This is a genomic window from Luteibacter yeojuensis (assembly GCF_000964085.1).
In the GTDB taxonomy this organism is placed as follows: domain Bacteria; phylum Pseudomonadota; class Gammaproteobacteria; order Xanthomonadales; family Rhodanobacteraceae; genus Luteibacter; species Luteibacter yeojuensis_A.
Genome location: NZ_JZRB01000046.1, coordinates 43,757 through 68,229, shown reverse-complemented (window position 1 = coordinate 68,229; position 24,473 = coordinate 43,757). Strand labels below are relative to the sequence as shown.

Sequence of the window (24,473 nt, the reverse complement as noted above, 5' to 3'; positions counted from 1 at the left end):
AAGCCATCGTTGCGTGGGCGGAAGGGCCTCGGCTACGTTGGCGCATGCCTAACGATCCTGCTTTCACGCCTTTTGCCGCCCCCACGCCCGGCGCTGCCGCCGGCGCCCGCCCAGGCCCGGGCTGGCTAGAGACAATTCTCATCATCGTGGCCTACTTCGCCCTGCAATTCGCGCTGGGCGGCGCGTTCGGCTTTGCGTCCCAAAGCCTGGCCAAGGCCTTCCCCGACACCATGCCGGGCCCTGGCGACCGCCTCGTGGTGGTGGTGATCCTCACGCTGGCGTTGTCGGCCGCGATCACGCTGGCCATGGTGGCGCGCCGCTGGGCGGCCCAGCTCCGTGATGGGGGGCCGGCGGGCATCGGTTTCGCGGCGCCCACGGGTGGCCAGATGCTCGCCGGCGCCGTCATGGGCATCGTCGCCCCCATCCTGGGCGGGCTACTGACCCAGCAGCTGGCGGGCGACCACCCCCTCACCCAGTCGGTGAGCGAGCTGGCGGATAGCGCCCATGTGGTGATGCGCATCGCCTTGTTGCCGGTGGCTGTCCTCGTGGGGCCCCTCGTGGAGGAGGTGCTCTTCCGCGGCGCCCTGCTCGCCCGCCTGCGGTTGAGCCTGGGCGATGGCTGGGCCATCGCCGTGTCATCCATCGTCTTCGGCGTCATCCACCTGCCCGACCTAGGCGGCCTGTGGTATGCCGTGCCGAACCTCATCCTGGTGGGCGCCTTCTGCGCTTGGCTGCGCATCCGCAGCCGCTCGATCTGGCCGGCCTTCGCCTGCCACGCGGCCAACAACTCGCTGGCCACGCTGGCCTGGTTCAGCTAGAGGCGCTCGAGCGACGCCACGCTGCGCGCCAGCCGTGGGCTGGCGTAGCACTGCGAACCCACGGGCATAAGGCCCACGTTGGCGAATTCGCCGCGGTACCACTTGGCCGGGCGGCCGAAGAAGCCTTCGCGATCGCCCGCCGGGTCATCCTCGCGGGCGAACACCTCGAGGAAGGCGATGCCCTCGGCCATGTCGCTGATGCCGGTGAGCCCGGCGCGGATTTCCGCCGGTTTGAGGTAGTGCAGCACGTCGGTGCAGACGATGAGGTCGAACCGGGTGTCGAAGCGCAGTTCGGCCAGCTGGCCGAAGCGGGCGTAGCCGATGTTGCGCGAGCGGCCATAGCGGGCCACCGCGTATTCGCTGGCCTCGAGGCCCTGGTACGCGATGCCGGGCCGCAACCGGCGCAAGACGGCGCGCCAGGGTGCTTCGCCACAGCCCACGTCAAGCACGTTGCGCACCGGGCGGCCCAGGTAGAACTCGGCCTGGCCCAGCACCATGGCCACCTTGCGGGTGAGCTCGGCCGGCGAGCGCACCGCGTGGCCCGCGCTGCGGTACCACTTGTCGTAATAGGCCTGGTCGTAGGTCTTGGGCATCGCGGGCGGTCCACCGGAAATGCCCATCGTACCGGGCGTACACTTCGAGCACACGCCTGCCGACGCATCTTGGCTCCCTCGCACAGGAGACACCCATGCCCCGCATCCAGCTCCGCATCACCGGCGACCGCGACGTATTCGACGATGTGATCAATGCGATCCACGGCCTGGACCGGATCGAATACGTCGAGGAAATCGACGACTTCATGAACGATTTCCGCGACGACTCCAGCTCGCAGAACCTTTCCGACGACATGAGCTCGAAAACCTACACGGTCGAGATCGAGGTGCCCAACGACAAGGTGGGCGAACGCGTCCGCGAGGTGGCCGAGGAGACCGCGGGCAGCCGCGAGGCCGCCATCGAATTCGTCTACCCCGACGAAAACGAGATCTGACACCCCAGCCCCGCCCGACCCACCCGTGTGGGAGCGCGCTCGCGCGCGACGCTCCCCACGAAAATGTGAACGCCCGCAAACACCCTGCGTAAACCTCAATCCGCCTCTGCCGTTTGTAGGTTGACCCGCCTCGAACGGAGAACCCGGATGCGTGCGTTCCTCGTGGCTTCACTGGCCACCCTGCTCTGCCTGCCCGCCGCCGCCGCGGAGAAGCCGCTGACGCCGGAAGACGCCGCGTGGCTCGATCGGGTCACGTTCGGCGTCGATAGCGCCACCGTGGCGCGCTATCGCGACCTGGGCAAGCGTCGCTTCCTCGACGCGCAACTGCACCCGAAGGGCGACGGCCTGCCCCAGCCCATCGCCCAGCAGATCGCCGCCTTCGATGTCATGAAGACCCCCACCAACGTCCTGTTGGCGCAGGTGCGCGACCAGTACAAGGCCATCAAGGACATGCCCGATGGCGACGCGAAGCAGGAGACGAAGAAAGCGCTGCAGAAACAGGGCAACCAGTATGCCCAGCAGGCGCAGGCCGCGGAGCTGCTCCGCGCCGTCTACGACGAAAACCAGCTACGAGAGCAGCTGGTGTGGTTCTGGCTGAACCACTTCAGCGTGTTCCAGAACAAGGGCCGCGTGCGCTGGCTGGTGGCCGATTACGCGCAGAACACCATCCGCCCGCATGCCCTGGGCAAGTTCCGCGACCTGGTGATGGCGACGCTGAAAAGCCCCGCCATGCTCGAGTACCTCGACAATGCGCAGAACGCCCGCGACAAGGTGAACGAGAACTACGCGCGCGAGCTGATGGAACTGCACACGCTGGGCGTGGGCAGCGGCTACAGCCAGGCCGACGTGCAAAGCCTGGCGCGCATCCTCACTGGCGTGGGCGTCAATTTCGATGGCCAGCCGCGCAGGCTCCGCCGCGACCTGCAGCCCTACTACGTGCAGGAGGGCGTGTTCGAGTTCAACCCGAACCGCCACGATTTCGGCGACCAGGTGCTGCTCGGCAAGACGATCAAGGGCGGCGGCTTCGACGAAGTGGAGAAAGCCGTCGATCTCATCGTCTCGCAGCCCGCATGCGCGACGTTCATCTCCACGAAGCTGGCGAAATACTTCGTCTCCGATAACCCGCCGCCGTCGCTCATCGCCGCCATGGCCAAGACCTTCCGCCGCAGCGACGGCGATATCGCCGAGGTGATGGACACGATGCTTACCTCGAAGGAATTCACCGCCTCGCTCGGCAAGCGTTACAAGGACCCGACGCAGTTCCTGGTATCGACCATGCGGCTGGCCTACGACGGCAAGCCCGTGGAAAACCCGCGCCCCCTGGTGAACTGGATCAACCAGCTGGGCCAGGCCCCGTTCGGGCGCATCACGCCCGATGGCTGGCCCACGACGGATTCGGAGTGGTCGAGCTCGGGCCAGGTCGCCAAGCGCTTCGAAATCGCCCGCGCCATCGGCAGCGGCGCGAACCACCTGTTCGACCTGGATGAAGCGGGCACGCGCAGCGTCGGTGGCTTCCCGCAACTCACCACGCCCACGTATTACGCCACCATCGAGCCCTCGCTCGGCCCGAAAACGCGCAACGCCCTTTCCCAGGCCACCTCGCAGCAGGAATGGAACACGTTCCTGCTTGCGTCGCCCGAGTTCAATTACCGCTGAGGTTCCCCATGGACCGCCGCCAGTTCCTGTTCGCCCTCGCCGCCACCGTCCCCGCACTCACCCTGGGCGGCAAGGTGTTCGCCGCACCCGCCACCTCGCCGCGCTTCCTGCTGGTGTTCCTGCGCGGCGGTTACGATGCCAACAACCTGCTCGTGCCGTATGGCAGCGATTTTTACTATGAATCGCGGCCGCACATCGCGCTGGCGAAGCCCACCCCGGGCGACCCGAAATCCGTGCGCGCGCTCGATGCGAACTGGGGCCTCGCGCCGGCCGTGGCGCAAAGCATGGGGCCGCTGTGGGACAAGAAGCAGTTGGCCTTCATCCCGTTCGCCGGTACCGACGACCTGTCGCGCAGCCACTTCGAAACGCAGGACAACATCGAATCGGGTGAGGCCGGCGATGCACGCCAGTATGCCTCCGGCTTCATGGGCCGGCTCAGCGGCGTGCTTCGTGGCGTGCCGCCCATCGCCTTTACCGACGCGCTGCCGCTCTCGTTCCGCGGCACGGGCGACGTGCCCAACATCTCGCTCAAGGGCAGTGGCAAGGCGGTCTTCGACGATCGCCAGTCGAAGATCCTGGCCGGCATGTACGAGGGCACGCCGCTGCAGGCGGCCGCCACCGATGGCCTGCAATTGCGCCAGCAGGTGGCGCAGGACCTGCAAACGGAGATGGTGGCCGCCAGCCGCGGTGCCGTGAACGCGCGGGGCTTCGCGCAGCAGGGGCAGCGCATGGCCACGCTGATGAAGGACCGCTTCCGCCTCGGCTTCGTCGACGTGGGCGGCTGGGATACGCACGTGAACCAGGGCGGCGCCGACGGCCTGCTCGCCAACAACCTCGACAACCTGTCGCAAGGCCTCGCCGCCTTCGCCGATGGCCTGGGCGAAGCCGAGTGGAACAACACGGTGGTGGTGGTGGTCTCCGAGTTCGGCCGCACGTTCCGCGAGAACGGCAACAAGGGCACGGACCACGGCCACGGCACCACCTACTGGGTGCTGGGCGGCAAGATCAACGGCGGCCGCGTGGCCGGCAACCAGGTCGCGATCAACGCGGGCAGCCTGCTGCAGAACCGCGATTACCCGGTGCTCAACAATTACCGCGACGTGCTGGGCGGGCTGATGAAGCGTATGTATGGGCTGTCGGATACGGACGTGGGCAATGTGTTCCCGAGCGCGAAGCCGAAGGATTTGCAGCTGGTGTAGGAGCCCACCCCGTGGGCGACCGCTCCTCGCAACCACCGCGCAAAAGCTGTCGCCCACGGGTGTGGGCTCCTACGACAGCCTTCAAGGCTGCCACACCTGGCCTGTAGTGTTCGAAAGCTGCCGGTCGAGGTAATAGGCCGCGCTGATGAACGCCAGGTGCGTCAGCGCCTGCGGGAAGTTGCCCAGCTGGTCGCCGCGCGGGCCCAGTTCTTCGGCGAAGAGGCCCAGGTGGTTCGAGTACAACAGGCCCCGCGCCATGATCTCGCGTGCTTCGTGCAGGCGCCCCGCGCGGGCGAGGCACTCGACGTACCAGAACGTGCACGTGGTGAAGGCCCCCTCGCCGCCTTCCAGGCCGTCGGCGTTGCGGTAGCGGAACACCATGCCGTCGTCGGTCAGCTCGTCGCGGATGGCATCCAGCGTGGCCAGCCATACCGGGTCGGTGGCGGAGACGAAACGCACCAGCGGCATCATCAGCAGCGATGCGTCGAGCTCGGTACCGCCCCTCGATTGCACGAAGTAGCCTTTCTCCGGGTGGCGGAAGTTCGCCCAGATATCCTCGGCGATACGGTCGCGCTCAGCCGCCCATTCCACCATCGGGCCCGGTAGCGAGCGCTTGCCGGCAAGGCGGAACGCGCGATCCAGCGCCACCCAGCACATAAGCCGCGAATGCAGGAAATGCCGCGGCTTGTCGCGGATCTCCCAGATGCCCTCGTCGGGGTCGCGCCAGTGGCGCGATACGTGGTCGACCATGTGCCGCACGTGCATCCAGCCGCTGTGGCTCATGGCCGTGCCGTACTTGTTGGCCAGGTACAGGCTATCCATCAGCTCGCCGAAGATATCCAGCTGGGTCTGCGTGCGCGCGGCGTTGCCGATGCGCACGGGCACGGAGTTCGCGTAGCCGGCGAAGTGGTCCAGCGTCTTCTCTTCCGCCGCTTCGTCGCCGTTGATCGCGTACATGATGCGCAGCGATGAGTGCTTGTCCAGCGCTGCCACGCGGGCCTCGATCCACTCGCGGAAGTGCTCCGCTTCGTCGACATAGCCGAGCCGCATGAAGGCGTACACGGTGAACGACGCATCGCGTATCCACGTGGCGCGGTAGTCCCAGTTGCGCTCGGCGCCCGTGGCTTCGGGCAGGCCGAACGTGGCGGCCGCCGCGATCGAGCCGAACTTGTGCGAGGTGAGCAGCTTCAGCACCAGCGCCGAGCGCTCAACGCGCTCGCGCCAGCGGCCCTTGTAATGCGACTGGTGCATCCAGCGGCGCCAGGCATCCAGGGTTTCCTTGAACGCCGCCTCGCATTCGCCGGTGGTGAGGGGGTCATGCTCCTCGTCGCCCAGGACGAACCACACATCCTTGCCCGGCGCGAGCGGGAACCGGGCGCCCGCCTCGCCGTCGCCGATCTGCAGCGGCACCGTGGCCGCCAGGCGCAGCGAGTGCTTCCCCGCATGGAACACGGCGGTGTCGCCGTAAGCCTCCACGTCAGGCACTTCGCGCGCGTAATCCAGCCTGGGCCGGCAACGCACGTGCACGTCCACCTTGCCGCGAAGCACGCGAACGCAACGCACCAGCGCCCGCGGCACGCGCAGGTTCGCATCCGGGTGGGGCATGAAGTCGACCAGCTCCATGCTGCCCTCCTCCGCCATCCAGCGCGTGATCAGCACGTTGGTCTCGGGAACATAGAGCTGCATGCGGTTCGCGTCTTGCAGCGATGGCACGACGCTGAACTCGCCCCCGTTCTCCGGATCGAGCAGCGCCGCGAAGATCGTCGGGCTATCCATGTGCGGCCAGCACATGAAATCCACGGTGCCGTCGGTGGCGACCAGGGCGGCGGTATCCATGTCGCCGACAATGCCGTGTTCGCTGATGTGGCGGCCAGGGACGGGGTTGGCGTGGTGTGGCACGGCCTTGCTCCTTCACCAGAGACGGGGGAGGAATGCCATGGTCCATGTGAATATTTGGCAGACGGGGCCTAGAACTCCAGCCGGTAGGCCACCTTCACCAGCCCCTCGTTCACATCCTTCAGCGAGAACCCGTGGCGGAACTGCGAATCGACCTCGTCGTTCGCGTCCTGCTGGTAGCCGCCGCGGTTGTACACGATGTAGAGATTCGACAGCGGTGCGATCTCATAGCGGTAGCGCACCTGGAAGCCCAGGTTCGCGACCCCGAGGCCGTCGATCGGTTCGTCGCTGGACATGGCGTGGCCCGTGGGCCCGATCTCGTACGCGCCGCGCAGCTTCGCCCCCACAGCCAGCGTCTGCAGCTTGATGCGCAGCTCCTGCCGGTTGCCTAAGTTCCAGTTCACGCCGCTGTCGATGCCGACGGTGCGGCCGTCGAACGAGCCCACCAGGTTGTCGTGCTGCCAGATCAGCCAGTTCGGGTCCCACTCGTAGCTCGCGCCGGCGAAGACGCTGAAGGCATCGGTGATGAAGTAGGTCGGCACGAACTTGAAGTAGTAGCCGAGGCGGTGGAAGCCCGTGAGCTCGTTGCCACCGATGAAGCCTTCGGCCGTCCAGGCCCAGCGCCCGATGCGGGGGCGCTCGCGCTCGTACTGCAGCTTCGCCGTGGGTGGGTTGTGCAGCGGGTTGCCGCCGCGGGTGAGCAGGTCGTCGTACGAGGCCGTGAACCCATCCAGCCGCCACAGTTCCATGCCGCCGTCCTTGCGGTTGGCATTGAGCTGCACGCGGAAGCGCCGGTGCACGGTGAGGCCCTGCGTGCTGTCGAGCGCGGAGACGCGATAGCGCCACAGCAGCGAGCTGTACGCCGAATCCGCCGGCATGCTGGTGACGCGCTGGCGCACCTCCCAGTGCAGGTACGCCATGTTGTTGCGCGGCAGGTAGCCGAAGTCGTTGATGTCGAGGCGGCGGCCGAAGTACATGCCCAGCCACTGTTGCGCCCACGTATCGTTCATTTGCCAGTACGCGATGGAGGTTCCGCCCAGGCCCGCGCTGTTCGCCTGCGGCTGGTCGATCTTGCTGCCCACCACGTTGCTGGTGATGTTGAACGCGTCGTTCGGCTGCCAGCGGTGGTCGAAACCCAGCACGTTCGCGTCACGGTCTTCGTAGGGGTGGTTCACGCGCGTGGCCAGCATGCCAAAGCTTTGCGTATCGAGGCTGCGCAACAGGCGCAGCGCGCCGAACGTACGCCCGGCATCGCCTTTCTCCTGCGCGGTCAGGATGCCGTAGCTTGTCTGCCCCACGCTGCCGTTGACCTTCACGGCCGCGGAGATATCCGCCGGCCCGTGGCCGTCGTCGGCTTCGCCGCCCACGCGCCGTGTGTAAATCAGCTGCGAATCATCGTCGAGCAGGCTGAAATCGAAGATGCCCTGGTTCTCGGTGAAGAACGGGCGCTTGTCGGTGAAGAACGTTTCTTCGGGCGAGAAGTTCACCACCAGGTCGTCGCTTTCCACCTGGCCGAAATCGGGGTTGATGGTGGCCGTGAGCTGGGTCTGCCCGTTCGGCTTCCACAGGATGTCGGCGCCTTCCTGGAACGACGCCCCCGCATGGCCCTGCGCCACGCGGCCGACAAGATACGGCGTGACGGCGAACAGCGATTGCGAATACGCCGGCAGCTCCACCTTGTTGAACACCGACAGGAAGCGGCCCTGGTCGAAGCTCACCGCGGGCCACGCCATGCGCTCGCCCGTGCTGCCGATGACGCGGTCGATGTAGAGGCCGATGGTGCGCGTATCGCCGGCTGGCTTGCGCATCTGCGCCACGTACCACGGGATGAGCACCTCCACGCTGTAACCCGCGGCGTCCTCGCTTACCGCGTGGTCCCAGATGCCGTCCCAGTCGTAGCTGAAATCGGATTCGTTGGTGATCACCTCGTCCGCGATGCCGCCCGTGGACTTCACCTCGAAATCAAAGCCCGTCCGCCCGTTGCCATCGAAATCCACCATGACGTTGATGCGATCGACCAGTGCGTCCTCGTCACGGCGCGCGGCCTGGCGCGAACGCGGTATATCGGCCGATTGCGTGACGCGGATGGCCACGGCCAGGCCTTTCGGGGTCGAAAGCACCCACGCCTCGGTCGGCTGGGAGCCCGGCTTGCCGGTGCGCGGCTGCGTCTGGCGGAAATCGGTGATGTGCCGCGCGCCCTGCCATTCGGCTGGGTCGATATGGCCATCGACCACCACCTCCGCGTGGGCGGCGGTGGTGCCAAGGGCCAGCAGGGCGAACAGAAGGGTGGCGCGGCGGCGCATGCGGGATCCGGTCGTGAGTTCCTGCGGGGAAGGATGCCTCCCGGCGCAAAAAGGTTCGCCATGACCGGTGGCACGGGCGCCTAGCCGGTTTCCCTGATGAGCTCGACCAGCGCCCGCAGCGGCCCCGGCACATGGCGCCGGCCCGGGTAATAAAGGGCCAGGCGCGCGAACGGCGGCGTCCACTCGTCCAGCACGCTCTCCAGCCGCCCGGCGGCGATGTCCGCTTCCACGTCATATTCGCTGAGGTAGACCAGGCCGAGCCCCGCCAGCGCCGCCTCGCGCAGCAGGTGGGGCTCGTCCAGCGTCACGGTGCCCGGCACGTCCACCATGGTCTCCTCGCCGTGGCGCTCGAATTCCCAGTGGTAGATGCTGCCCGAGGCCATGCGGGCGCGGACCGAGACATGCTTACCGAGATCGCCGGGCGATGCCGGGCGGCCGTGTGCCGCGAAGTACGATGGCGCGCCGACCACGAGGTGGCGGATGGGCGCGCCCAGCGGCACGGCCACCATGTCGCCCGGCACCACGTCGGTGGTGCGGAAGCCGGCGTCGTAGCCCTCGCGGACGATGTCGATGAGCCGCGCCTCGGTCACCAGCTCCACCTGCACGCGCGGGTAGCGCCGCATGTAGGGGATCAGCAGGGGCTGCATGAGCCGCCGGGCCGCGCCGACCGAGGTGTTGAGCCGCAAGGTGCCGACCAGCTCATCGCTAGCCTCCCCCACGCGGGCCATCGCGTCGCGGATGCCCGAAACGGCGGGCCCGATATCCGCCACGAAACGCGTGCCGGCATCGGTGAGCCGCACGCTGCGCGTGGTGCGGTGGAAGAGGCGCGCGCCAAGCCGCGCCTCGAGGGCGGCCACGGCCTGGCTGAGCGCCGACGTGGACATTTCCAGCTCCGCCGCGGCGGCACGGAAGCTCCCGTGCCGGGCCACCGCGAGCACCGCTTCGAGTTCCGTCAGCCCGCTGCGCATTATCCGCCCCCGCTTAATAACCTATTCGGCTTAGTCCACCTTATCAAATCAATGGCCAGGCCTCACCCTTGGTTGTGTCGCCAACCCACGGGAGCCCTGCCATGCACGACCTCACCCAGATCTATATCGACGGCGCCTTTGCCACCCCGCACGGCGAGGAGCGCTTCGAGCTGTTCAACCCGGCCACCGAGTTGGTGATCGGCACGGTCCGCCTTGCCGACGCCGACGACGCCCGCCGGGCCATCGCCGCCGCCAAACGCGCCCTGCCCGCCTGGTCCCGGACCACCCTGGCCGAGCGTGCCGCCCTGCTCCGGCGCATGCACGATGCCGTGGCCGCCCGCGAGGACGAACTGTTTGCCGCCGTGACCGAGGAATACGGCGCACCGGTGTCGCGTGCCCGCTGGATGGTGCGGTACGCCGCGCAGGTGTTCCTCGATGCCATCCACGCGATGGAGCACTACGCCTTCGAGCGCCAGCTCGGCATCGCGAAGGTGGTGATGCAGCCGGTGGGCGTCGTCGGCCTCATCACCCCGTGGAACAGCAATGCCAGCTTCATCACCGGCAAGCTCGCCGCCGCGCTCGCCGCGGGCTGCACCGCGGTGATCAAGCCCAGCGAGATGAGCGCGCTGCAGACGAGCGTGGTGATGGCGGCGCTGCACGAAGCCGGTGCGCCCGCGGGCGTGTTCAACATCGTCACAGGCCGCGGCGACACGGTGGGCAACGCCATCGTCGAATCGCCCGACGTGCGGAAGATTTCCTTCACCGGTTCCACCGCTGTCGGCAAGGGCATCCTGCGCGCCGCCGCCGATGACGTGAAGCGCGTGACGCTGGAGCTCGGCGGCAAGTCGCCCACGCTCATCCTCGACGATGCGGATTTCACCACCGCTGTACCGATGGCGATCCAGGCCGGCTTCATGAACAGCGGGCAGGCCTGCATCGCGGGTACGCGCATCCTCGTGCCGCGCTCGCGCCTGGCCGAGTTCGAGGCGCGGGTGGGCGATGCCGTCGCGGCCGAGGTATCGGGCGACCCGGCACGCGAGGAGACCACCATTGGGCCCATGGTCAGCGCGAAGCAGTGGCATCGCGTGCAGGGCTATATCCGCACGGGTATCGCCGAGGGCGCCCGCGTGCTGGCGGGCGGCGAGGGCCGCCCGGACGGGTACGACCGCGGCTGGCTGGTGCGTCCTACCGTGTTCACCGACGTGCGCAACGACATGGCGATCGCCCGCGACGAGATCTTCGGGCCCGTACTGGCGATCCTGCCCTACGACACGGAAGAGGAAGCCATCGCCATCGCGAACGACACGCCGTACGGCCTATCGGCCTACATCGCCACCACGGACCTTGGGCGCGGTGCGCGCGTCGCCGCACGGATCGACTCGGGCCGCGTCATGGTCAACACGCTCACCCACGAGCCGAAGGCGCCGTTCGGCGGCTTCAAGCAGTCGGGGCTGGGTCGCGAGAACGGCGTCTTCGGCCTCGATGCCTACCTCGAGCCGAAGGCCATCATCGGGCTGTAGAGTCTGCTAACGTTCCCCGGGCCAAACCAAACCCGGGGATACCATGCTCGCACGTACCTGCCTCGCGCTCGCCCTTGCCGCCGCGGTGGCGCTGCCCGCCCTCGCCGACGAGGCGAAGAAATCGCCCACCGCCAAGGAACTGCTCGCGAAGTCGACGCCCGCCGACTGGCGCACGCCCGATCCGCAGAACCTCGTGTACATGGACCTGCCGCAGGGCCGCGTCGTCATCGAGCTGGCCCAGGACTGGACCCCGCTGCACGCGGCCAACATCCGCACGCTGATCCGCGAGCACTACTTCGACGGCACGCAGGTCATCCGCGTGCAGGACAACTTCGTCACCCAGTGGGGCGACCCCGATGGCGACGACAAGGCCAAGGCAAAGAGCCTCGGCACCGCGAAAGAAACCCTGCCACCGGAATTCACCCGCAAGGGCGGCAAGGCTTACCCCTTCACGAAACTGGCCGATGGCGACGTGTACGCGCCGGAAGTGGGCTTCTCCGATGGCTTCCCTGTCGCGCGCGATGCGAAAGCCGGCGAAGCCTGGATCACGCACTGTTACGGCACGGTGGGCGTGGCCCGTGACACCGGCGCGGAAACCGGCAACGGCAGCTCGCTGTACGCGATCATCGGCCAGGCCCCGCGCAACCTCGACCGCAACCTGGCCGTGGCCGGCAAGGTCATCAAGGGCATGGAGCTCCTCTCCGCCTACCCGCGCGGCGGCGAGCCCATGGGCTTCTACGACAAGCCCGAGCAGCGCGTGACGATCAAGAGCGTGCGCCTCGCCACCGACGTGCCCGAAGCCGAGCGCACGCCGATCCAGGTGCTACGCACCGACAGCAAGGTGTTCGCCGCGGTGGTCGACGCAAAGCGCAACCGCCGCGACGACTTCTACACCCGCCCGGCGGGCAAGATCGATCTGTGCAACATCAACGTGCCAACGCGCGACCCGTCGGCAAAGTAACGCGATGCCATCGTAGGAGCCCACTCCGTGGGCGACGCCTCTCGCGAAGAGCGTCGCCCACGGAGTGGGCTCCTACAAAAAACAGACTCAGTGCGCCGCCTGCGGCGCATCCGCCACGATGGCCTCGCGCAACGCACGCAGCTTCGCTTTCAACTTCGCCTCGTTCGCCGCGCCCACGCGGATCATGAACTTCTGCCCCACCGACAGCTGCTCGAACTGCGGGTTGGCGTAGACGTAGCCCACCTTCTCGGGCAACAGCTGCAGCGGGCCCTTCGGTTCGGGCGCGGCCAGCAGGTGGTCGATGACCTCGATGAGGCGGTCGTTGAAATAGCCGCCGGTGCCCAGGTCGCGGTAAGCCTGCTGGAACAGCGGGTAATTGCGCTTGTACCAGGCGGCTGCGGCCTTCGGTTCCACGTGGTCGGCCACGTACATGTAGGTGTCGTAGCGTTCCAGGTTCTTCTTCGATTCGACGAACATGCCATCGTCGGATTCGACCTGGAAGCGGCCCGTTGGCGTGCGCATGGGCAGGATGTTCATGCCGATGACCTGCTTCGGCAGCGCATCGATGGTGGCGACCATGCGCGACACGATGGCTTCCGGGCGCAGCAGCGTCTTCAGCGCGCCATCGCTGGTGAGGGCGAGAAGCCCGGCCATGATGGCGTCGTCGCTGGCGCCGAGCGCTGGCAGGCCCGCTGTCGACGCCCCGGCGGGGCCGATGGGGTGCGTGGGCAGCGCGGCCTCGTGCACGGTGCCCGCGTGGGCAAGGGCCGCGGACGTGGCCGCGGGAGGTTGCGGCTGCGTGGTGTCGCGAGCCTGTTTCTCGCGGTAGAAGAACACCGCACCCAGCGCAACGATGGCGATGACAAGGACGCCCGCCAACCACTTCGAACCCGACGACTGACTACTCAACGCGACACACCCTAAGTGGAACCAGCCCCCATGGGACTACGAATCCACCCGTTGGTTCAAGGCGCGGCGGTCATGTCCGCTTCATCGATGAGGTAATCGCGGTAAGCCGTGCCGCTGGAAAACCCCATGTCGTAGCCGTATTGCATCCGCACGCTCAAGTTCGTGACGACCTGGCAGGGCGACCGCGCCACCAGCGCCATCGCCACCTTGCGCGCCAAGGACGCGTCGTCGATGCCGGGGCCCGTGAGGTAAACCAGGGCCGCCCGGCATTCCGGCTTGCCTCCCGCCCCGCCCTTGCGCAGCTTCCACGACAGCTTCGCGTTCACCACCTCCACCGGGCCCACCGGCACCTTTTCCGCGCGCATCATCGAGCCCGGTGCGAAGTGCAGGAAGATGGGGAGCCCCGCGAGCGCGACGGGCAGCAGGAGGGCGAAGATGCCCAGCACGATCATGAGGTGCGGCCGCCAGAAGCGGTAACCCGACAACCCCAGGCGCGTGGCCCGTCCCCGGATGACGAAGGTGCGCGTGGCGAGGTCGTGCAACCCCTGGCGCGTGCCGCGATTGAACGCAAGCATGTACAAGGAGCCCACCATCCACCCGCCGAACAGGCCGTTGACGGCAAGGTGGGCGTAATCCCCCTGGCGCACCGCGTAGAAGCTGTTGAGGATGAGCGGTGCGCAGATCAGCGCGGCACGCAGGAAGGCACGCGGCATGCCGATGACACGCCCGCCGTTGTCAACCACGCGGATGCCAAGCACCTTCTTGCCGGGCGAGCTCGCACCGCCCCAGCCACTGTCGAAGATGCCGAAGTAGGTGGTGGCGATGGCGAAACCCATGACACGCGTCCATACGCCCATGGCGACGAACACATCGAACAGCACGAGGCCGGCGATGAAACCACCGAGCGAAAGGATGACCCAGTCAATGAGGAAGGCAGCCCAGCGGCGCCAGATGCCGGCCAGTGCAGCCGGGGTGGCCGCGGGCGTGGCCGCGTCCTGCGAATCGGTATCCATGCCGCCCTCCCTGAATCCGCCGATCATGCACCCGCTGGCCGCCTTGCGGGAAGTCCCCCTCGTCACGGCATAGTTGGGCCGCCGGGCGTCCCCCCATGGCCCGGCACCAGGGCTCATCCACATCGAAAACCGTAAGGAGGAAGTATGGCTTTCTCTGCGAAGGTCGAGTCGTCCCCGATCGCCGGCATCAACGTCACCCCGCTTGTCGACGTGCTGCTGGTGCTGCTCATCATCTTCATGATTTCCGCGCCGGTGCTCACGCACAAGAACCGGGTGGACCTCCCCGGGCCGGGCCGTGCCGCCACCGACCACCCCGACCCGTTGCGGCTTACGGTGGACCCGGGTGGCATGGTGTTCCTCAACGGCGCGCTGGTCTCCGACGCCACCCTCGCCACGCAGCTGGATATCGCCGCCAGCCATGGCGAGGACCGTGTACCCAACGTGGAGCTGCATGCCCGCGACGAGGCCGCGTACGACGATGTCGCCCGCGTGCTCGCCCTCGTGAAGGCGCACGGGCTTAGCCGGATCGACTTCGCGTCGGATTAAGGCGCGGCGGGTTCAAGCGGTGTCGCTGCGAGCGCCTCGCCGATGAGGCGCTCGCTTTCTTTCAGCGAGCGGTCCGTGCAGTCATCAGCCAATGCCATGGCCTCGATCGTCGCGACAATGACGGCGTTGATGTCGCCATCGAGCCACGCGACGACGGCCCGGCAACGCGGTGCAAGGCCCGGATTGCCCCAGCCTGCGGCCCGCAAGGCGCGCTTGTCGGGCAGCAGCGCTGCGTCGCGTTGCGAGATAGCGGCGGCGAAGGCGATCTCACCACGCACCTGCTCGGTCAGGTCCGACAACGCCGAGCGCAAGGGCTTCGCAGCGGGGATCGCGGCTTTCCACGCGTCGAGTTGGGCCGCCGCGGCCGCCCACTCCCCGCGTTGCTGGTCCGCTTTCACCGCATACCACACCGCATGCATGGCCGACATGCCTTTCAGTGCTTGCGCGTCCGCTGGCGGCATGTCCGCGATGGCCGTGCCCGAGACCATGCGCGCGAGCGCACGCATGCCTGGGTACGCACGCGGGTCCGGCGGGTGCCGCCACCAGCGCAGCGCGAGAAGGCCATCGGACTCCATGCCGGCCTTGAACGGAATCACGTTGGCCAGCAGCATCGCCGTGACGCAGCAGGCCACGCCCAGCAACATCCGTGCGTATGCGTCGTGCGTCAGTGCCAGGGCGATGGCAAGGCAGGCCAGCTGGAACGTGTTCGCCACCACCCCGCCCAGCGCGAATGCGATGAATACCGGGCGCCACGGCGTGGCAAGGTTGGGCAAGGCCATGACTAGCCCCACCGGCACGCGGTGCGCGTAGCGCTTCACGCGGCATGCCCAGCCGCGCCTGCGCGGCGCCAGCTCGAAGACAAAGAGCCTCATGAACAGCACGGTCATGCCACCGCGCCGGGCAGCCATGTAATGGCCTGCTTCGTGGATGGCGACCGATATGAAAAGCGTGGAAATGCCTACGGCCAACGCCGCCAGCGGCGCATGGGCGATCGCGGCGACAACGCCCATCAGCATGCCAAGCGCGAACATGTAGGCCCACATCACGCCCTTGCCAAGGCTAAGCCACCCTTTGGCCGGCACCCATGGCGCCGTTACCCCGGGAGCCACCGGGGCAGCCCGCACCGACGATCCCTCCCCTGCCATCTGCTCCCCCTCGCTGGCTGGTGGCTAGCCTACCAGCGTCAGTCGGCGACCGACATGGCGAAGCTCGCCGCTTTTGCTGGCGATACCAGGCACGTGACAGGCCTGGCCGCACGGTCAACGTGGAAGAAGCCGTCCTCGCTGGGCGCGTGGTAGTAGAGCGTGCCGCCGACACAGGGAGGCTGCGTCGCCCGCTCGCCCGAGAGGGCGTGCCACACCCGCACGGCCATCAGGGCCGTGGTGGCGTGGCCTGGGTGCTGGCCATCGCTGTGCAGCCACGCGGCGTCAGGGTCCGCGGCGCGCAGGCGCAGCCAGGTTTCGCCCAGCTCGATGTAACGGGCGCCCATGGCGGCCGCGATATCCCGCTCGCCCTTGACGAGTTCCGGCTCCATGACGGGGTTGAGCTGCCAGGTGCCGAGGTAGTACAGCCTGGCGCCCGCATCGCGCGCCATTTTTGCGAGCACCTTGCTGCCACGCACGACCTCGAGGTGGTACGGCGCCGTGAGGCAGCCGTCGCCGTGGCAGATCGCGTCGCCACCGCGTTCCTGGAACACCACGTCGGTGTAGTGGCCGTGCGCCAGCAGCCCGGCGAGGCGGGCGTTGTGCTCGTCGTCGTTGAGCGATGCGCCGGGCAACGCGAAGGCGTCCACTTCCACGCCGGGCGGCGCGAGCGATGCCGTGGCCGCGGGCAGGTTGTTGACGTAGGTGAGGCTGTTGCCGACGAAGAGGACGCGGCGGGGGGGCTCGGTGGCGTGGGCGCCTGATGCGAAGAGCAACAGCACCGCGAGGGCCACCGGGGCCAACTGTGGGAGCGCGCTTGCGCGCGATAGCTTCAAGAGCATCGCGCGCAAGCGCGCTCCTACAGGTCGCATGTCCATATGTCGCGTATCCATCGAAGTGAGGGCGTGCGTTACATGTTGCGGCGGTATTCGCCGCCGACGTCGTAGAGGGCGTGGCTGATCTGGCCGAGGCTGTTGTGCTTGACAGCTTCCACCAGCTGCTCGAACACGTTGCGGCGGTCGCGCGCCGTGTTTTGCAGGGTGCGCAGGCTTTCCGGCGCCAGGCCGTTACGGGCCTTGCCGTAGAGTTGCACGTTGTCGATCTGCTGGCCCTTTTCTTCCGGCGTGGAACGGATGAGCTCGATCTCGGTGGCGATCTCGCCGCCGTGGTCCTTGGGCAGGAAGGTATTGACGCCGATGAGCGGAAGCGAGCCGTCGTGCTTCTTGTGCTCGTAGTACATCGATTCTTCCTGGATCTTGCCGCGCTGGTACATCGTATCCATGGCGCCGAGCACGCCGCCGCGCTCGCTGATGGCCTCGAACTCCTTGTACACGGCCTCTTCCACCAGGTCGGTGAGCTCGTCGACGACGAAACTGCCCTGCCAGGGGTTCTCGTTGAAATTGAGGCCCAGCTCGCGGTTGATGATGAGCTGGATGGCCACGGCGCGACGCACGCTTTCTTCGGTCGGCGTGGTGATGGCTTCGTCGTAGGCGTTGGTGTGCAGGCTGTTGCAGTTGTCGAACAGCGCGTACAGCGCCTGCAGCGTGGTGCGGATATCGTTGAACTGGATCTCCTGCGCGTGCAGCGAGCGGCCCGAGGTCTGGATGTGGTACTTCAGCATCTGGCTGCGGGCGCTGGCGCCGTAGCGTTCGCGCATGGCGCGAGCCCAGATGCGGCGGGCCACGCGGCCGATCACCGTGTATTCCGGGTCCATGCCGTTGGAGAAGAAGAACGACAGGTTGGGCGCGAAATCGTCGATCTTCATGCCACGGGCGAGGTAGTACTCGACGATGGTGAAGCCGTTCGACAGCGTAAAGGCCAGCTGGCTGATCGGGTTGGCGCCCGCTTCGGCGATGTGGTAACCCGAGATCGACACCGAGTAGAAGTTACGCACCTTGTGGTCGACGAAGTACTGCTGGATATCGCCCATCATGCGCAGGGCGAACTCCGTGCTGAAGATGCACGTGTTCTGCGCCTGGTCTTCCTTCAGGATGTCGGCCTGCACCGTGCCGCGCACGGTGGCAAGCGTGTACGCCTTGATGCGCTCGTAGGTCTCGGCATCCACCACCTCCTCGCCCGAGACACCCAGCAGGCCGAGGCCCAGGCCGTTGTTGCCGGCCGGCAGCTCGCCGTTGTACTGCGGCCGGTTGCCGTCGGGGTAGAGCTCGGCGATGCGGGCGTTCACCGCCTCCCAGCGCGCAGGCTCCTCGTTGAGGTGCTTCTCGATGTTCTGGTCGATCGCGGTGTTCATGAACATCGCGAGGATGATGGGCGCCGGGCCGTTGATCGTCATCGACACCGAGGTGCTCGGTGCCGACAGGTCGAAGCCGGAATACAGCTTCTTCATGTCGTCGAGCGTGGCGATGCTGACGCCCGAGTTGCCGATCTTGCCGTAGATATCCGGGCGCGGGGCCGGGTCTTCGCCGTATAGCGTGACCGAGTCGAACGCCGTGGACAGGCGTGCCGCGCCGCCGCCCAGCGACAGGTAATGGAAACGGCGGTTGGTGCGCTCGGGCGTGCCCTCGCCCGCGAACATGCGGGTAGGGTCTTCGCCAGCGCGGCGGTACGGGAACACACCGCCGGTGTACGGGTAGTAGCCCGGCAGGTTCTCGCGCATGAGGAACGAGAGCAGCTCGCCCCAGTCCTTCGTCTTCGGCGGCGAAACCTTGGCGATCTTCTGGTGGCTCAGCGATTCGCGGTAGTTTTCGACGCGGATGACCTTGTCGCGCACCGTGTACTCGTTGTACTCGGCGGTCACGGATTCGAAGCGGGCCGGCCACTCGCGCAGCAGGTGGATGGCTTCGCTGGAAAGCTCGCGTACCGCGGTGTTGTAGCGTTGGCGAAGCGTGGCCAGCGAGCGGTCGCCATCGACGCTGAGCAAGGCGTGGTCGTAGAGGTCGAACGCCCGCGGCAACGACTCGTCACCGATATCCTTCAGCGACTCGTAATAGTGCTGCGCCTTGGCGGCCGCCTCGGCCTGCTTCGCGATGCCGGCATTCACGCCACGGCCCTGCTCCGCGATCTCGGCCAGGTAGCGGACGCGGCTGCCCGGGATGAGCACCGTGGCGCGCGGCTCGCGCAGGCTGGTGTCGAGGTCGGGTGTCCAGCCCGCGCCCGGCAGCGACAGTTTCTCGCGCAGCAGGCGGCACAGGTTGTCGAACATCCACGTGACGCCCGGGTCGTTGAACTGGCTGGCGATGGTGGGGTACACCGGCACCTTGTCGTCGGCCAGGCTGAACGCCGTGCGGTTGCGCTTCCACTGCTTGCGCACATCGCGCAGCGCGTCTTCCGCGCCGCGCTTATCGAACTTGTTGAGCACCACCAGCTCGGCGAAATCGAGCATGTCGATCTTCTCGAGCTGGCTGGCCGCGCCGTATTCGCTGGTCATCACGTAGACCGGGAAATCGACGAGGTCGACGATCTCCGAATCGCTCTGGCCGATGCCGGCCGTTTCGACGATGACCAGGTCGTACGCCTGGGCCTTCAGGAAATCGATGCAATCGTGCAGCACCACCGAGGTGGCGGCGTGCTGGCGGCGCGTGGCCATGCTGCGCATGTACACGCGGTGGCTGCGCAGCGAGTTCATGCGGATGCGATCGCCCAGCAGCGCGCCGCCACTGCGGCGGCGCGTGGGGTCCACCGCGAGCACGGCGATGCGCATCTGCGGGAAGGCATGCAGGAAGCGCAGCAGCAGCTCGTCGACCACGGACGACTTGCCCGCGCCGCCAGTGCCGGTGAGTCCCAGCACGGGCGTCTTGCCGCCGGCCAGCTTCCACTCCTTGCGCAGGCGCTCGAGGTCGGCGGCCGGCACGGCATCCTCCTCGATGGCCGAGAGCATGGCGCCGATGGAGATTTCGTCGTCGATGGACGTGGTGGCCGGTGCCACCTCGGCGCGCGCCTTCTGCGCATTGCGCGTGCGCGTCATCACGTCTTCGATCATCTCGACGAGGCCGAGCTTCATGCCATCGTTGGGGTGGTAGATGCGCTCGACGCCGTAAGCCTGCAGCTCGCGGATTTCCTCCGGCGTGATGGTGCCGCCACCGCCGCCGAACACGCGCACATGCCCTGCCCCACGCTCGCGGAGCATGTCCACCATGTACTTGAAGTACTCCACGTGGCCGCCCTGGTACGACGACAGCGCGATGGCGTCGGCGTCTTCCTGCAGGGCCGCGCGCACCACGTCTTCCACCGAGCGGTTGTGGCCCAGGTGGATCACCTCGGCGCCCTGGCCCTGGATGATGCGGCGCATGATGTTGATGGCGGCATCGTGGCCATCGAACAGGCTCGCCGCCGTGACGAAGCGCAGCGGCGTCGCCTCCGCGTCGGTGCTGCTGGCGGGGATGTGCTTGGGCTGCGAGCTCATGGAAACTCCGGGGTCGAACGGACGGCGGGTGGGGAACCTGCTGATTCTACCGCCGGGGGCGCACGGGCCTCTGACGCACTGCAACGTAGGAGCCTACCCCCGTGGGCGACAGCTTCTCGCGACCGCGCGTCAGGGCCTGTCGCGGTGTCGCTAAAAGCTGTCGCCCACAGGTGGGCTCCTACTGGAAATCCACCCCGGACAGGAAGGCGATGGCGGCGGTTTGCACGCCTTCGTCGTCGACGATGGCGCGGTGGCCGAGGCGGCGGGTTTTCAGCAGGGTGGCGTTGGGCCACAGGCTGGCGTGCAGTTCGCCCTCTTCCATCGGCACCTCCTTGTCGAAGAAGTCGTGGATGACGAGCGCGGGCTGCTGGCGTTTGGGTGCGTGGTGGCGGATGTGTAGCTCGCCGATGGAGAAGCCGGTGCGTAGGGCCAGGCGCTCGTGCAGCGGCCCGCGCAGGTGCGGCGCCAGGCGCACGAACCGGGCGAAACGCGAGGTGGCGGCCTCGGGGTCGGCGGCGGCCGCGATGAGCACCACGCGCTTCGCCGTCCAGCCGTCGTCCAGCGCCACGGTAACGGCCGCGCCACCGAGCGAATGGGCGATGACGCCCTCGGCATCCCCGTAATGGCGCCCCACGGCGCGAACCGTGGCGATGAAATCGGTGAGCGTGCAGAGCCGGCCGCCGCTATGCCCGTGCGCTGGCTGGTCGAAAGCCACCGCGGCCCAGCCTTTCGCAAGAAGCGGCGCCGCCCAGCCTTGCCAGCGCAGCCCCATGCTGGACCAGCCATGCGCCAGCAGGATGTAGGGCTGGGTGGCGGGGTCGCCCCATACGTACGTGGCGATGCGCTCGCCATCCACCACGATGTCTTCGCGCCGCGCCGTGGTGCTGGCCGATGCCTGGGCCGCGCGCTCGCGGCTGCTCGGCAGCGGGGTCTGGAAGACCCGCGCGGCGTGCGCCACGGTGCGGGCCGGCGCAAGGCGGCTGCCGAAGCGGTAAGCGAAGCGGATCCCCAGCAGGGTGGCGACAGTACGGACGCCGAAACGGCGGGCGGGCTTCATGGAAGGGTCGTGATCCTGGGGGCGGGACGGGGGTGGGCGCCTATTAGCGTGCCAGCCGGGCCTGTAGGCAAGCTTTCACGAAGCTGAATATCTCACGGAGGCGGGGTCAACCTGATACCGGCCACTCCGTTTTTCCTCACGAGCCTGCACGTTCGCAGGCGAGAACCGAGGAGACAGCGCATGCGCAACCTTACCCGCACTTTCGCCGCCGTGGCCGCCCTGGGCCTGGCCGCTGGCGCCGCCACGTACACCCCGCCGGCCGCCGCGCGGGAAGTGGTGGTCATCCGCACCGCCCCGCCCGCGCCGCGCTTCGAACGCGTACCGCCGCCGCGCGTGGGCTACACCTGGGCCCCCGGCTACTGGAACTGGTACGGCGGCCGGTATGTATGGGTGACCGGCCGCTGGGTCGGCGTGCGCCCGGGCTACGTCTACCGCCCGCCGGCCTGGCGCCCGTACCGCGGCGGTTACCACTACGAGCGCGAGGTGTGGGTGCGCGACCCGCACTGGCACCGCTAAATTCTTAACATTTGCGTGCTGCGCCGCATCTACCAACTCCAGAATTAAAGCTTAAACTACGCAGCTGACACGACATCTCGCCCCCGCCGCCAAGGCAGGGGCGATTTTTTTGGATGTACCACCCCCTTCGGGGCGGGCTGCTAACACTGAACACTGGAGTTTGCGTTCGATGATTTTCGAAACCATCGCCAACACGGGCCACGAAGAAGTCGTCTTCTGCCATAACAAGGACGCGGGCCTGAAGGCCATCATCGCGATCCACAACACCGTGCTTGGCCCGTCGCTGGGCGGCCTGCGCATGTGGCCCTACAAGTCCGAGCAGGACGCCGTGAACGACGTGCTGCGCCTCTCGCGCGGCATGACGTACAAGAACGCGGTGGCTGGCCTGAACCTCGGCGGCGGCAAGGCCGTGATCATCGGCGACCCCTCCAAGGACAAGTCCGAGGCGCTGTTCCGCGCGTTCGGCCGCTTCGTCAACTCGCTCAACGGCCGCTACATCACCGCCGAAGACGTGGGCATCGACGTCAACGACATGGAATACGTCTACCGTGAAACCGAATTCGTCACCGGCGTGCACCAGGTGCACGGCGGCTCGGGCGATCCCTCGCCGTTCACCGCGTTCGGCACGCTGCAGGGCCTGATGGCCGCGCTGCAGGCCAAGCACGGCAACGAAGACGTGGGCAAGTACAGCTACGCCGTGCAGGGCTGCGGCCACGTGGGCAGCGAGTTCATCAAGCTGCTGCGCGAGCAGGGCGCCAAGGTGTTCGTCACCGACATCAACAAGGATGCCGTGCAGCGCTGCGTCGATGAACTGGGCTGCGAGGCCGTGGGCCTGGACGAGATCTACGACGTCGACGCCGATGTCTACAGCCCCTGCGCCCTGGGCGGCACGGTCAACGAGCAGACCATCGACCGCATCAAGGCCAAGATCATCTGCGGCGCGGCCAACAACCAGCTGGCCACCGACGCCATCGGCGACGAGCTGTCGCGCCGCGGCGTGCTCTACGCCCCGGATTACGCCGTGAACGCCGGCGGCGTCATGAACGTCTCGCTCGAGATCGACGGCTACAACCGCGAGCGCGCCATGCGCATGATGCGCACCATCTACTACAACGTGGGCCGCATCTTCGAGATCGCCAACCGCGACAACATCGCCACGTACAAGGCGGCCGATCGCATGGCCGAGGAGCGCATCAACGCCATCGGCAAGATCCGCCTGCCGCACATGGGCAATGGCGCCCCGCGCTTCCAAGGCCGCATGCGCGGCCAGTAAGCCCGCTAGCCACCTGGCACTTAAAAGCCACCGGCGCAATCCGGTAGCTTTTTTATTCTTCGGTCGCTGCATCACGCCTGGGTGTCGGTTCATTCGCGTGCGCGAATGCATGAGACCAGCGGCTTGCGCCGCCTCAGGCTGGCAGGGGTTCGGCGGTCGGCGGCGGGTGGACCGCCGGGGCCGCCAGTCGCGGACCTTCGGACCGGGCCGTAGCACCGCTATCGCCATGGCATGGCGTTGCGCGGCCCTCCGCTCATGTCGGCCCCAGCGGCCCACCCGCCGCCGAGTCCATTCGTCTCGTTTCGTGGGGCAGGAGCGGGGTAGCGAGGCGAGCCTTCCGTCGCGCTACGTAGTGGGCAAGCGAAACTAATCCATCGCCGACGGCAGCTCGCCTTGGGCTGACTGGGACGCCGCGCGCCACGGCGAATTCCGAGCGGCCGCGATCCGCCGGGCCTGGATCTATCCGCGCATGCGCGCGCCATACGCCTGAGGGAGCGAAGCGCCACGAGGCACCTGCTTGTGCCACACGAAACGCGGCGCATCGGCTCGGGGGCGGGCAGGCCCTTGGGGCCGACATGAGCGGAGGGCCGCCAGACGTATCGGTTATCGCGACAGCGGCACTACGGCCCGGTCCGAAGGTCCGCGACTGGCGGCCCCAAGGGCCTGCCCGCCCCCGACCACCGTAACCCCACCAGCCTGAGGCGGCGCAAGCCGCTGGTTGCATGCATTCGCCGTTAGCGAATGAACCGATTGCAGGCGCGCCGCCAATTGAGGCAATGCTCGAGGAACCTTTGTTCGCCCGAAATGGCGCCACGGCGCGGTTTGCGGGGTGGCTCGCAGGAATGTGCGCCCAGCGGTTCCCCGCGGCCATGTTCTGCTACACTTTGCCCCACCCGGGGTCTTGTAAGGCGTTGCCTGCATGGGCCTTTTGGGCAGAGGGGAAGTCCGCCGCGTGGCGGGTCCACCAACTTATGATCATGACCTTCGTCGCCCCGGCGGCGTTACCCGGAGTTTTGCCCCTTGTGGGCGGCCCGGCACGCCATTGGGGGTTGAAATGGACTTACCGAGCTTATGAGCGCGATCCCCGCCGAAACCTTCAATCAAGATGACATCCTGGCTCGCCTCCGCACCGTCCTGCACGAGACGTTCGAGATCGACCCGGCGAAGGTGACCCCGGAGGCCAACCTCTTCACCGACCTGGAACTGGACAGCATCGACGCGATCGACCTGGCCATCCAGGTGCAGGACATGACTGGCACCCGGATCAAGCCCGAGGACTTCAAGAGCGTGCGCACCGTGGGCGATGTCGTCGCCACCGTGCAGCAGCTGGTCGCCCGCTGATAGC

The 24,473-nt window shown here is 67.4% G+C and carries 20 protein-coding genes; 10 read left to right on the top strand and 10 right to left on the bottom strand.

The window, feature by feature from the left end; translation table 11 throughout:
- Positions 1-146: 146 nt before the first annotated feature.
- Entirely contained in the window at positions 147-818 is a 672-nt protein-coding gene (locus tag VI08_RS17595; RefSeq protein ID WP_052698041.1) for a CPBP family intramembrane glutamic endopeptidase, read from the top strand.
- Here the strand turns inward: VI08_RS17595 and VI08_RS17590 are convergent.
- A complete protein-coding gene (locus VI08_RS17590; RefSeq protein WP_045830931.1) occupies positions 815-1,411 on the bottom strand; it encodes a class I SAM-dependent DNA methyltransferase in 597 nt (198 codons plus the stop codon). The two genes, VI08_RS17595 and VI08_RS17590, sit on opposite strands and share 4 nt — an antisense overlap.
- 95 nt (positions 1,412-1,506) lie before the next feature.
- On the opposite strand from VI08_RS17590, the gene VI08_RS17585 reads away from it, so the two are divergent.
- From VI08_RS17585 to VI08_RS17575, 3 genes are all read left to right on the top strand, one after another.
- On the top strand, positions 1,507-1,806 hold the full coding sequence (locus VI08_RS17585; protein ID WP_045830930.1) for a hypothetical protein: 300 nt from the start codon (positions 1,507-1,509) through the stop codon (positions 1,804-1,806).
- A 147-nt stretch (positions 1,807-1,953) separates the two neighbouring features.
- Positions 1,954-3,462 (top strand): DUF1800 domain-containing protein, encoded by a 1,509-nt coding sequence (locus tag VI08_RS17580; RefSeq protein ID WP_045830929.1) that lies wholly within the window; start codon positions 1,954-1,956, stop codon positions 3,460-3,462.
- A gap of 8 nt (positions 3,463-3,470) precedes the next feature.
- On the top strand, positions 3,471-4,661 hold the full coding sequence (locus VI08_RS17575; RefSeq protein WP_045830928.1) for a DUF1501 domain-containing protein: 1,191 nt from the start codon (positions 3,471-3,473) through the stop codon (positions 4,659-4,661).
- A gap of 81 nt (positions 4,662-4,742) precedes the next feature.
- On the opposite strand, the gene VI08_RS17570 is transcribed toward VI08_RS17575, so the two are convergent.
- From VI08_RS17570 to VI08_RS17560, 3 genes are all read right to left on the bottom strand, one after another.
- Positions 4,743-6,560 carry a glycoside hydrolase family 15 protein gene (locus VI08_RS17570; RefSeq protein WP_045830927.1) on the bottom strand — a complete coding sequence of 606 codons (1,818 nt, stop codon included), beginning with the start codon at positions 6,558-6,560 and terminating at the stop codon, positions 4,743-4,745.
- Positions 6,561-6,628: 68 nt separating this feature from the next.
- On the bottom strand, positions 6,629-8,860 hold the full coding sequence (locus VI08_RS17565; RefSeq protein WP_045830926.1) for a DUF5916 domain-containing protein: 2,232 nt from the start codon (positions 8,858-8,860) through the stop codon (positions 6,629-6,631).
- A gap of 80 nt (positions 8,861-8,940) precedes the next feature.
- Positions 8,941-9,828, bottom strand: coding sequence for a LysR family transcriptional regulator (locus VI08_RS17560; protein WP_045830925.1), 888 nt, complete (start codon positions 9,826-9,828; stop codon positions 8,941-8,943).
- Between the two features lie 101 nt (positions 9,829-9,929).
- Between VI08_RS17560 and VI08_RS17555 the strand changes: the two genes are divergently transcribed.
- Entirely contained in the window at positions 9,930-11,348 is a 1,419-nt protein-coding gene (locus tag VI08_RS17555) for an aldehyde dehydrogenase family protein (RefSeq protein WP_045830924.1), read from the top strand.
- Between the two features lie 43 nt (positions 11,349-11,391).
- Complete coding sequence (locus VI08_RS17550) at positions 11,392-12,309, top strand: peptidylprolyl isomerase (protein ID WP_045830923.1); 918 nt, start codon at positions 11,392-11,394, stop codon at positions 12,307-12,309.
- 87 nt (positions 12,310-12,396) lie between these two features.
- On the opposite strand, the gene VI08_RS17545 is transcribed toward VI08_RS17550, so the two are convergent.
- Together VI08_RS17545 and VI08_RS17540 are read right to left on the bottom strand one after the other, a co-directional pair.
- Entirely contained in the window at positions 12,397-13,218 is an 822-nt protein-coding gene (locus VI08_RS17545; protein ID WP_045830922.1) for a DUF3014 domain-containing protein, read from the bottom strand.
- Between the two features lie 56 nt (positions 13,219-13,274).
- Positions 13,275-14,231 (bottom strand): RDD family protein, encoded by a 957-nt coding sequence (locus VI08_RS17540; RefSeq protein WP_045830921.1) that lies wholly within the window; start codon positions 14,229-14,231, stop codon positions 13,275-13,277.
- A 144-nt stretch (positions 14,232-14,375) separates the two neighbouring features.
- Here VI08_RS17540 and VI08_RS17535 point away from each other — a divergent pair, with 144 nt between their 5' ends.
- Entirely contained in the window at positions 14,376-14,777 is a 402-nt protein-coding gene (locus VI08_RS17535) for an ExbD/TolR family protein (RefSeq protein WP_045830920.1), read from the top strand.
- Here VI08_RS17535 and VI08_RS17530 read toward each other — a convergent pair.
- From VI08_RS17530 to VI08_RS17515, 4 genes are all read right to left on the bottom strand, one after another.
- Positions 14,774-15,859 (bottom strand): hypothetical protein, encoded by a 1,086-nt coding sequence (locus VI08_RS17530; RefSeq protein WP_157006895.1) that lies wholly within the window; start codon positions 15,857-15,859, stop codon positions 14,774-14,776. The genes VI08_RS17535 and VI08_RS17530 overlap by 4 nt on opposite strands.
- Before the next feature lie 101 nt (positions 15,860-15,960).
- Positions 15,961-16,770 carry a hypothetical protein gene (locus tag VI08_RS17525; protein WP_157006892.1) on the bottom strand — a complete coding sequence of 270 codons (810 nt, stop codon included), beginning with the start codon at positions 16,768-16,770 and terminating at the stop codon, positions 15,961-15,963.
- 59 nt (positions 16,771-16,829) lie between these two features.
- Entirely contained in the window at positions 16,830-20,282 is a 3,453-nt protein-coding gene (locus VI08_RS17520; RefSeq protein ID WP_045830917.1) for a methylmalonyl-CoA mutase family protein, read from the bottom strand.
- 178 nt (positions 20,283-20,460) lie between these two features.
- Positions 20,461-21,339, bottom strand: coding sequence for an alpha/beta fold hydrolase (locus tag VI08_RS17515; RefSeq protein WP_045830916.1), 879 nt, complete (start codon positions 21,337-21,339; stop codon positions 20,461-20,463).
- A gap of 180 nt (positions 21,340-21,519) precedes the next feature.
- Here VI08_RS17515 and VI08_RS17510 point away from each other — a divergent pair, with 180 nt between their 5' ends.
- The 3 genes from VI08_RS17510 (at position 21,520) to VI08_RS17500 (ending at position 24,469) form a co-directional block, all read left to right on the top strand.
- Positions 21,520-21,855, top strand: a complete 336-nt coding sequence (locus VI08_RS17510) for a YXWGXW repeat-containing protein (RefSeq protein ID WP_045830915.1) — start codon at positions 21,520-21,522, stop codon at positions 21,853-21,855.
- A gap of 169 nt (positions 21,856-22,024) precedes the next feature.
- Positions 22,025-23,128, top strand: a complete 1,104-nt coding sequence (locus VI08_RS17505; RefSeq protein WP_045830914.1) for a Glu/Leu/Phe/Val dehydrogenase dimerization domain-containing protein — start codon at positions 22,025-22,027, stop codon at positions 23,126-23,128.
- Positions 23,129-24,199: 1,071 nt separating this feature from the next.
- Entirely contained in the window at positions 24,200-24,469 is a 270-nt protein-coding gene (locus VI08_RS17500) for an acyl carrier protein (protein ID WP_045830913.1), read from the top strand.
- The last annotated feature ends 4 nt before the right edge of the window (positions 24,470-24,473 follow it).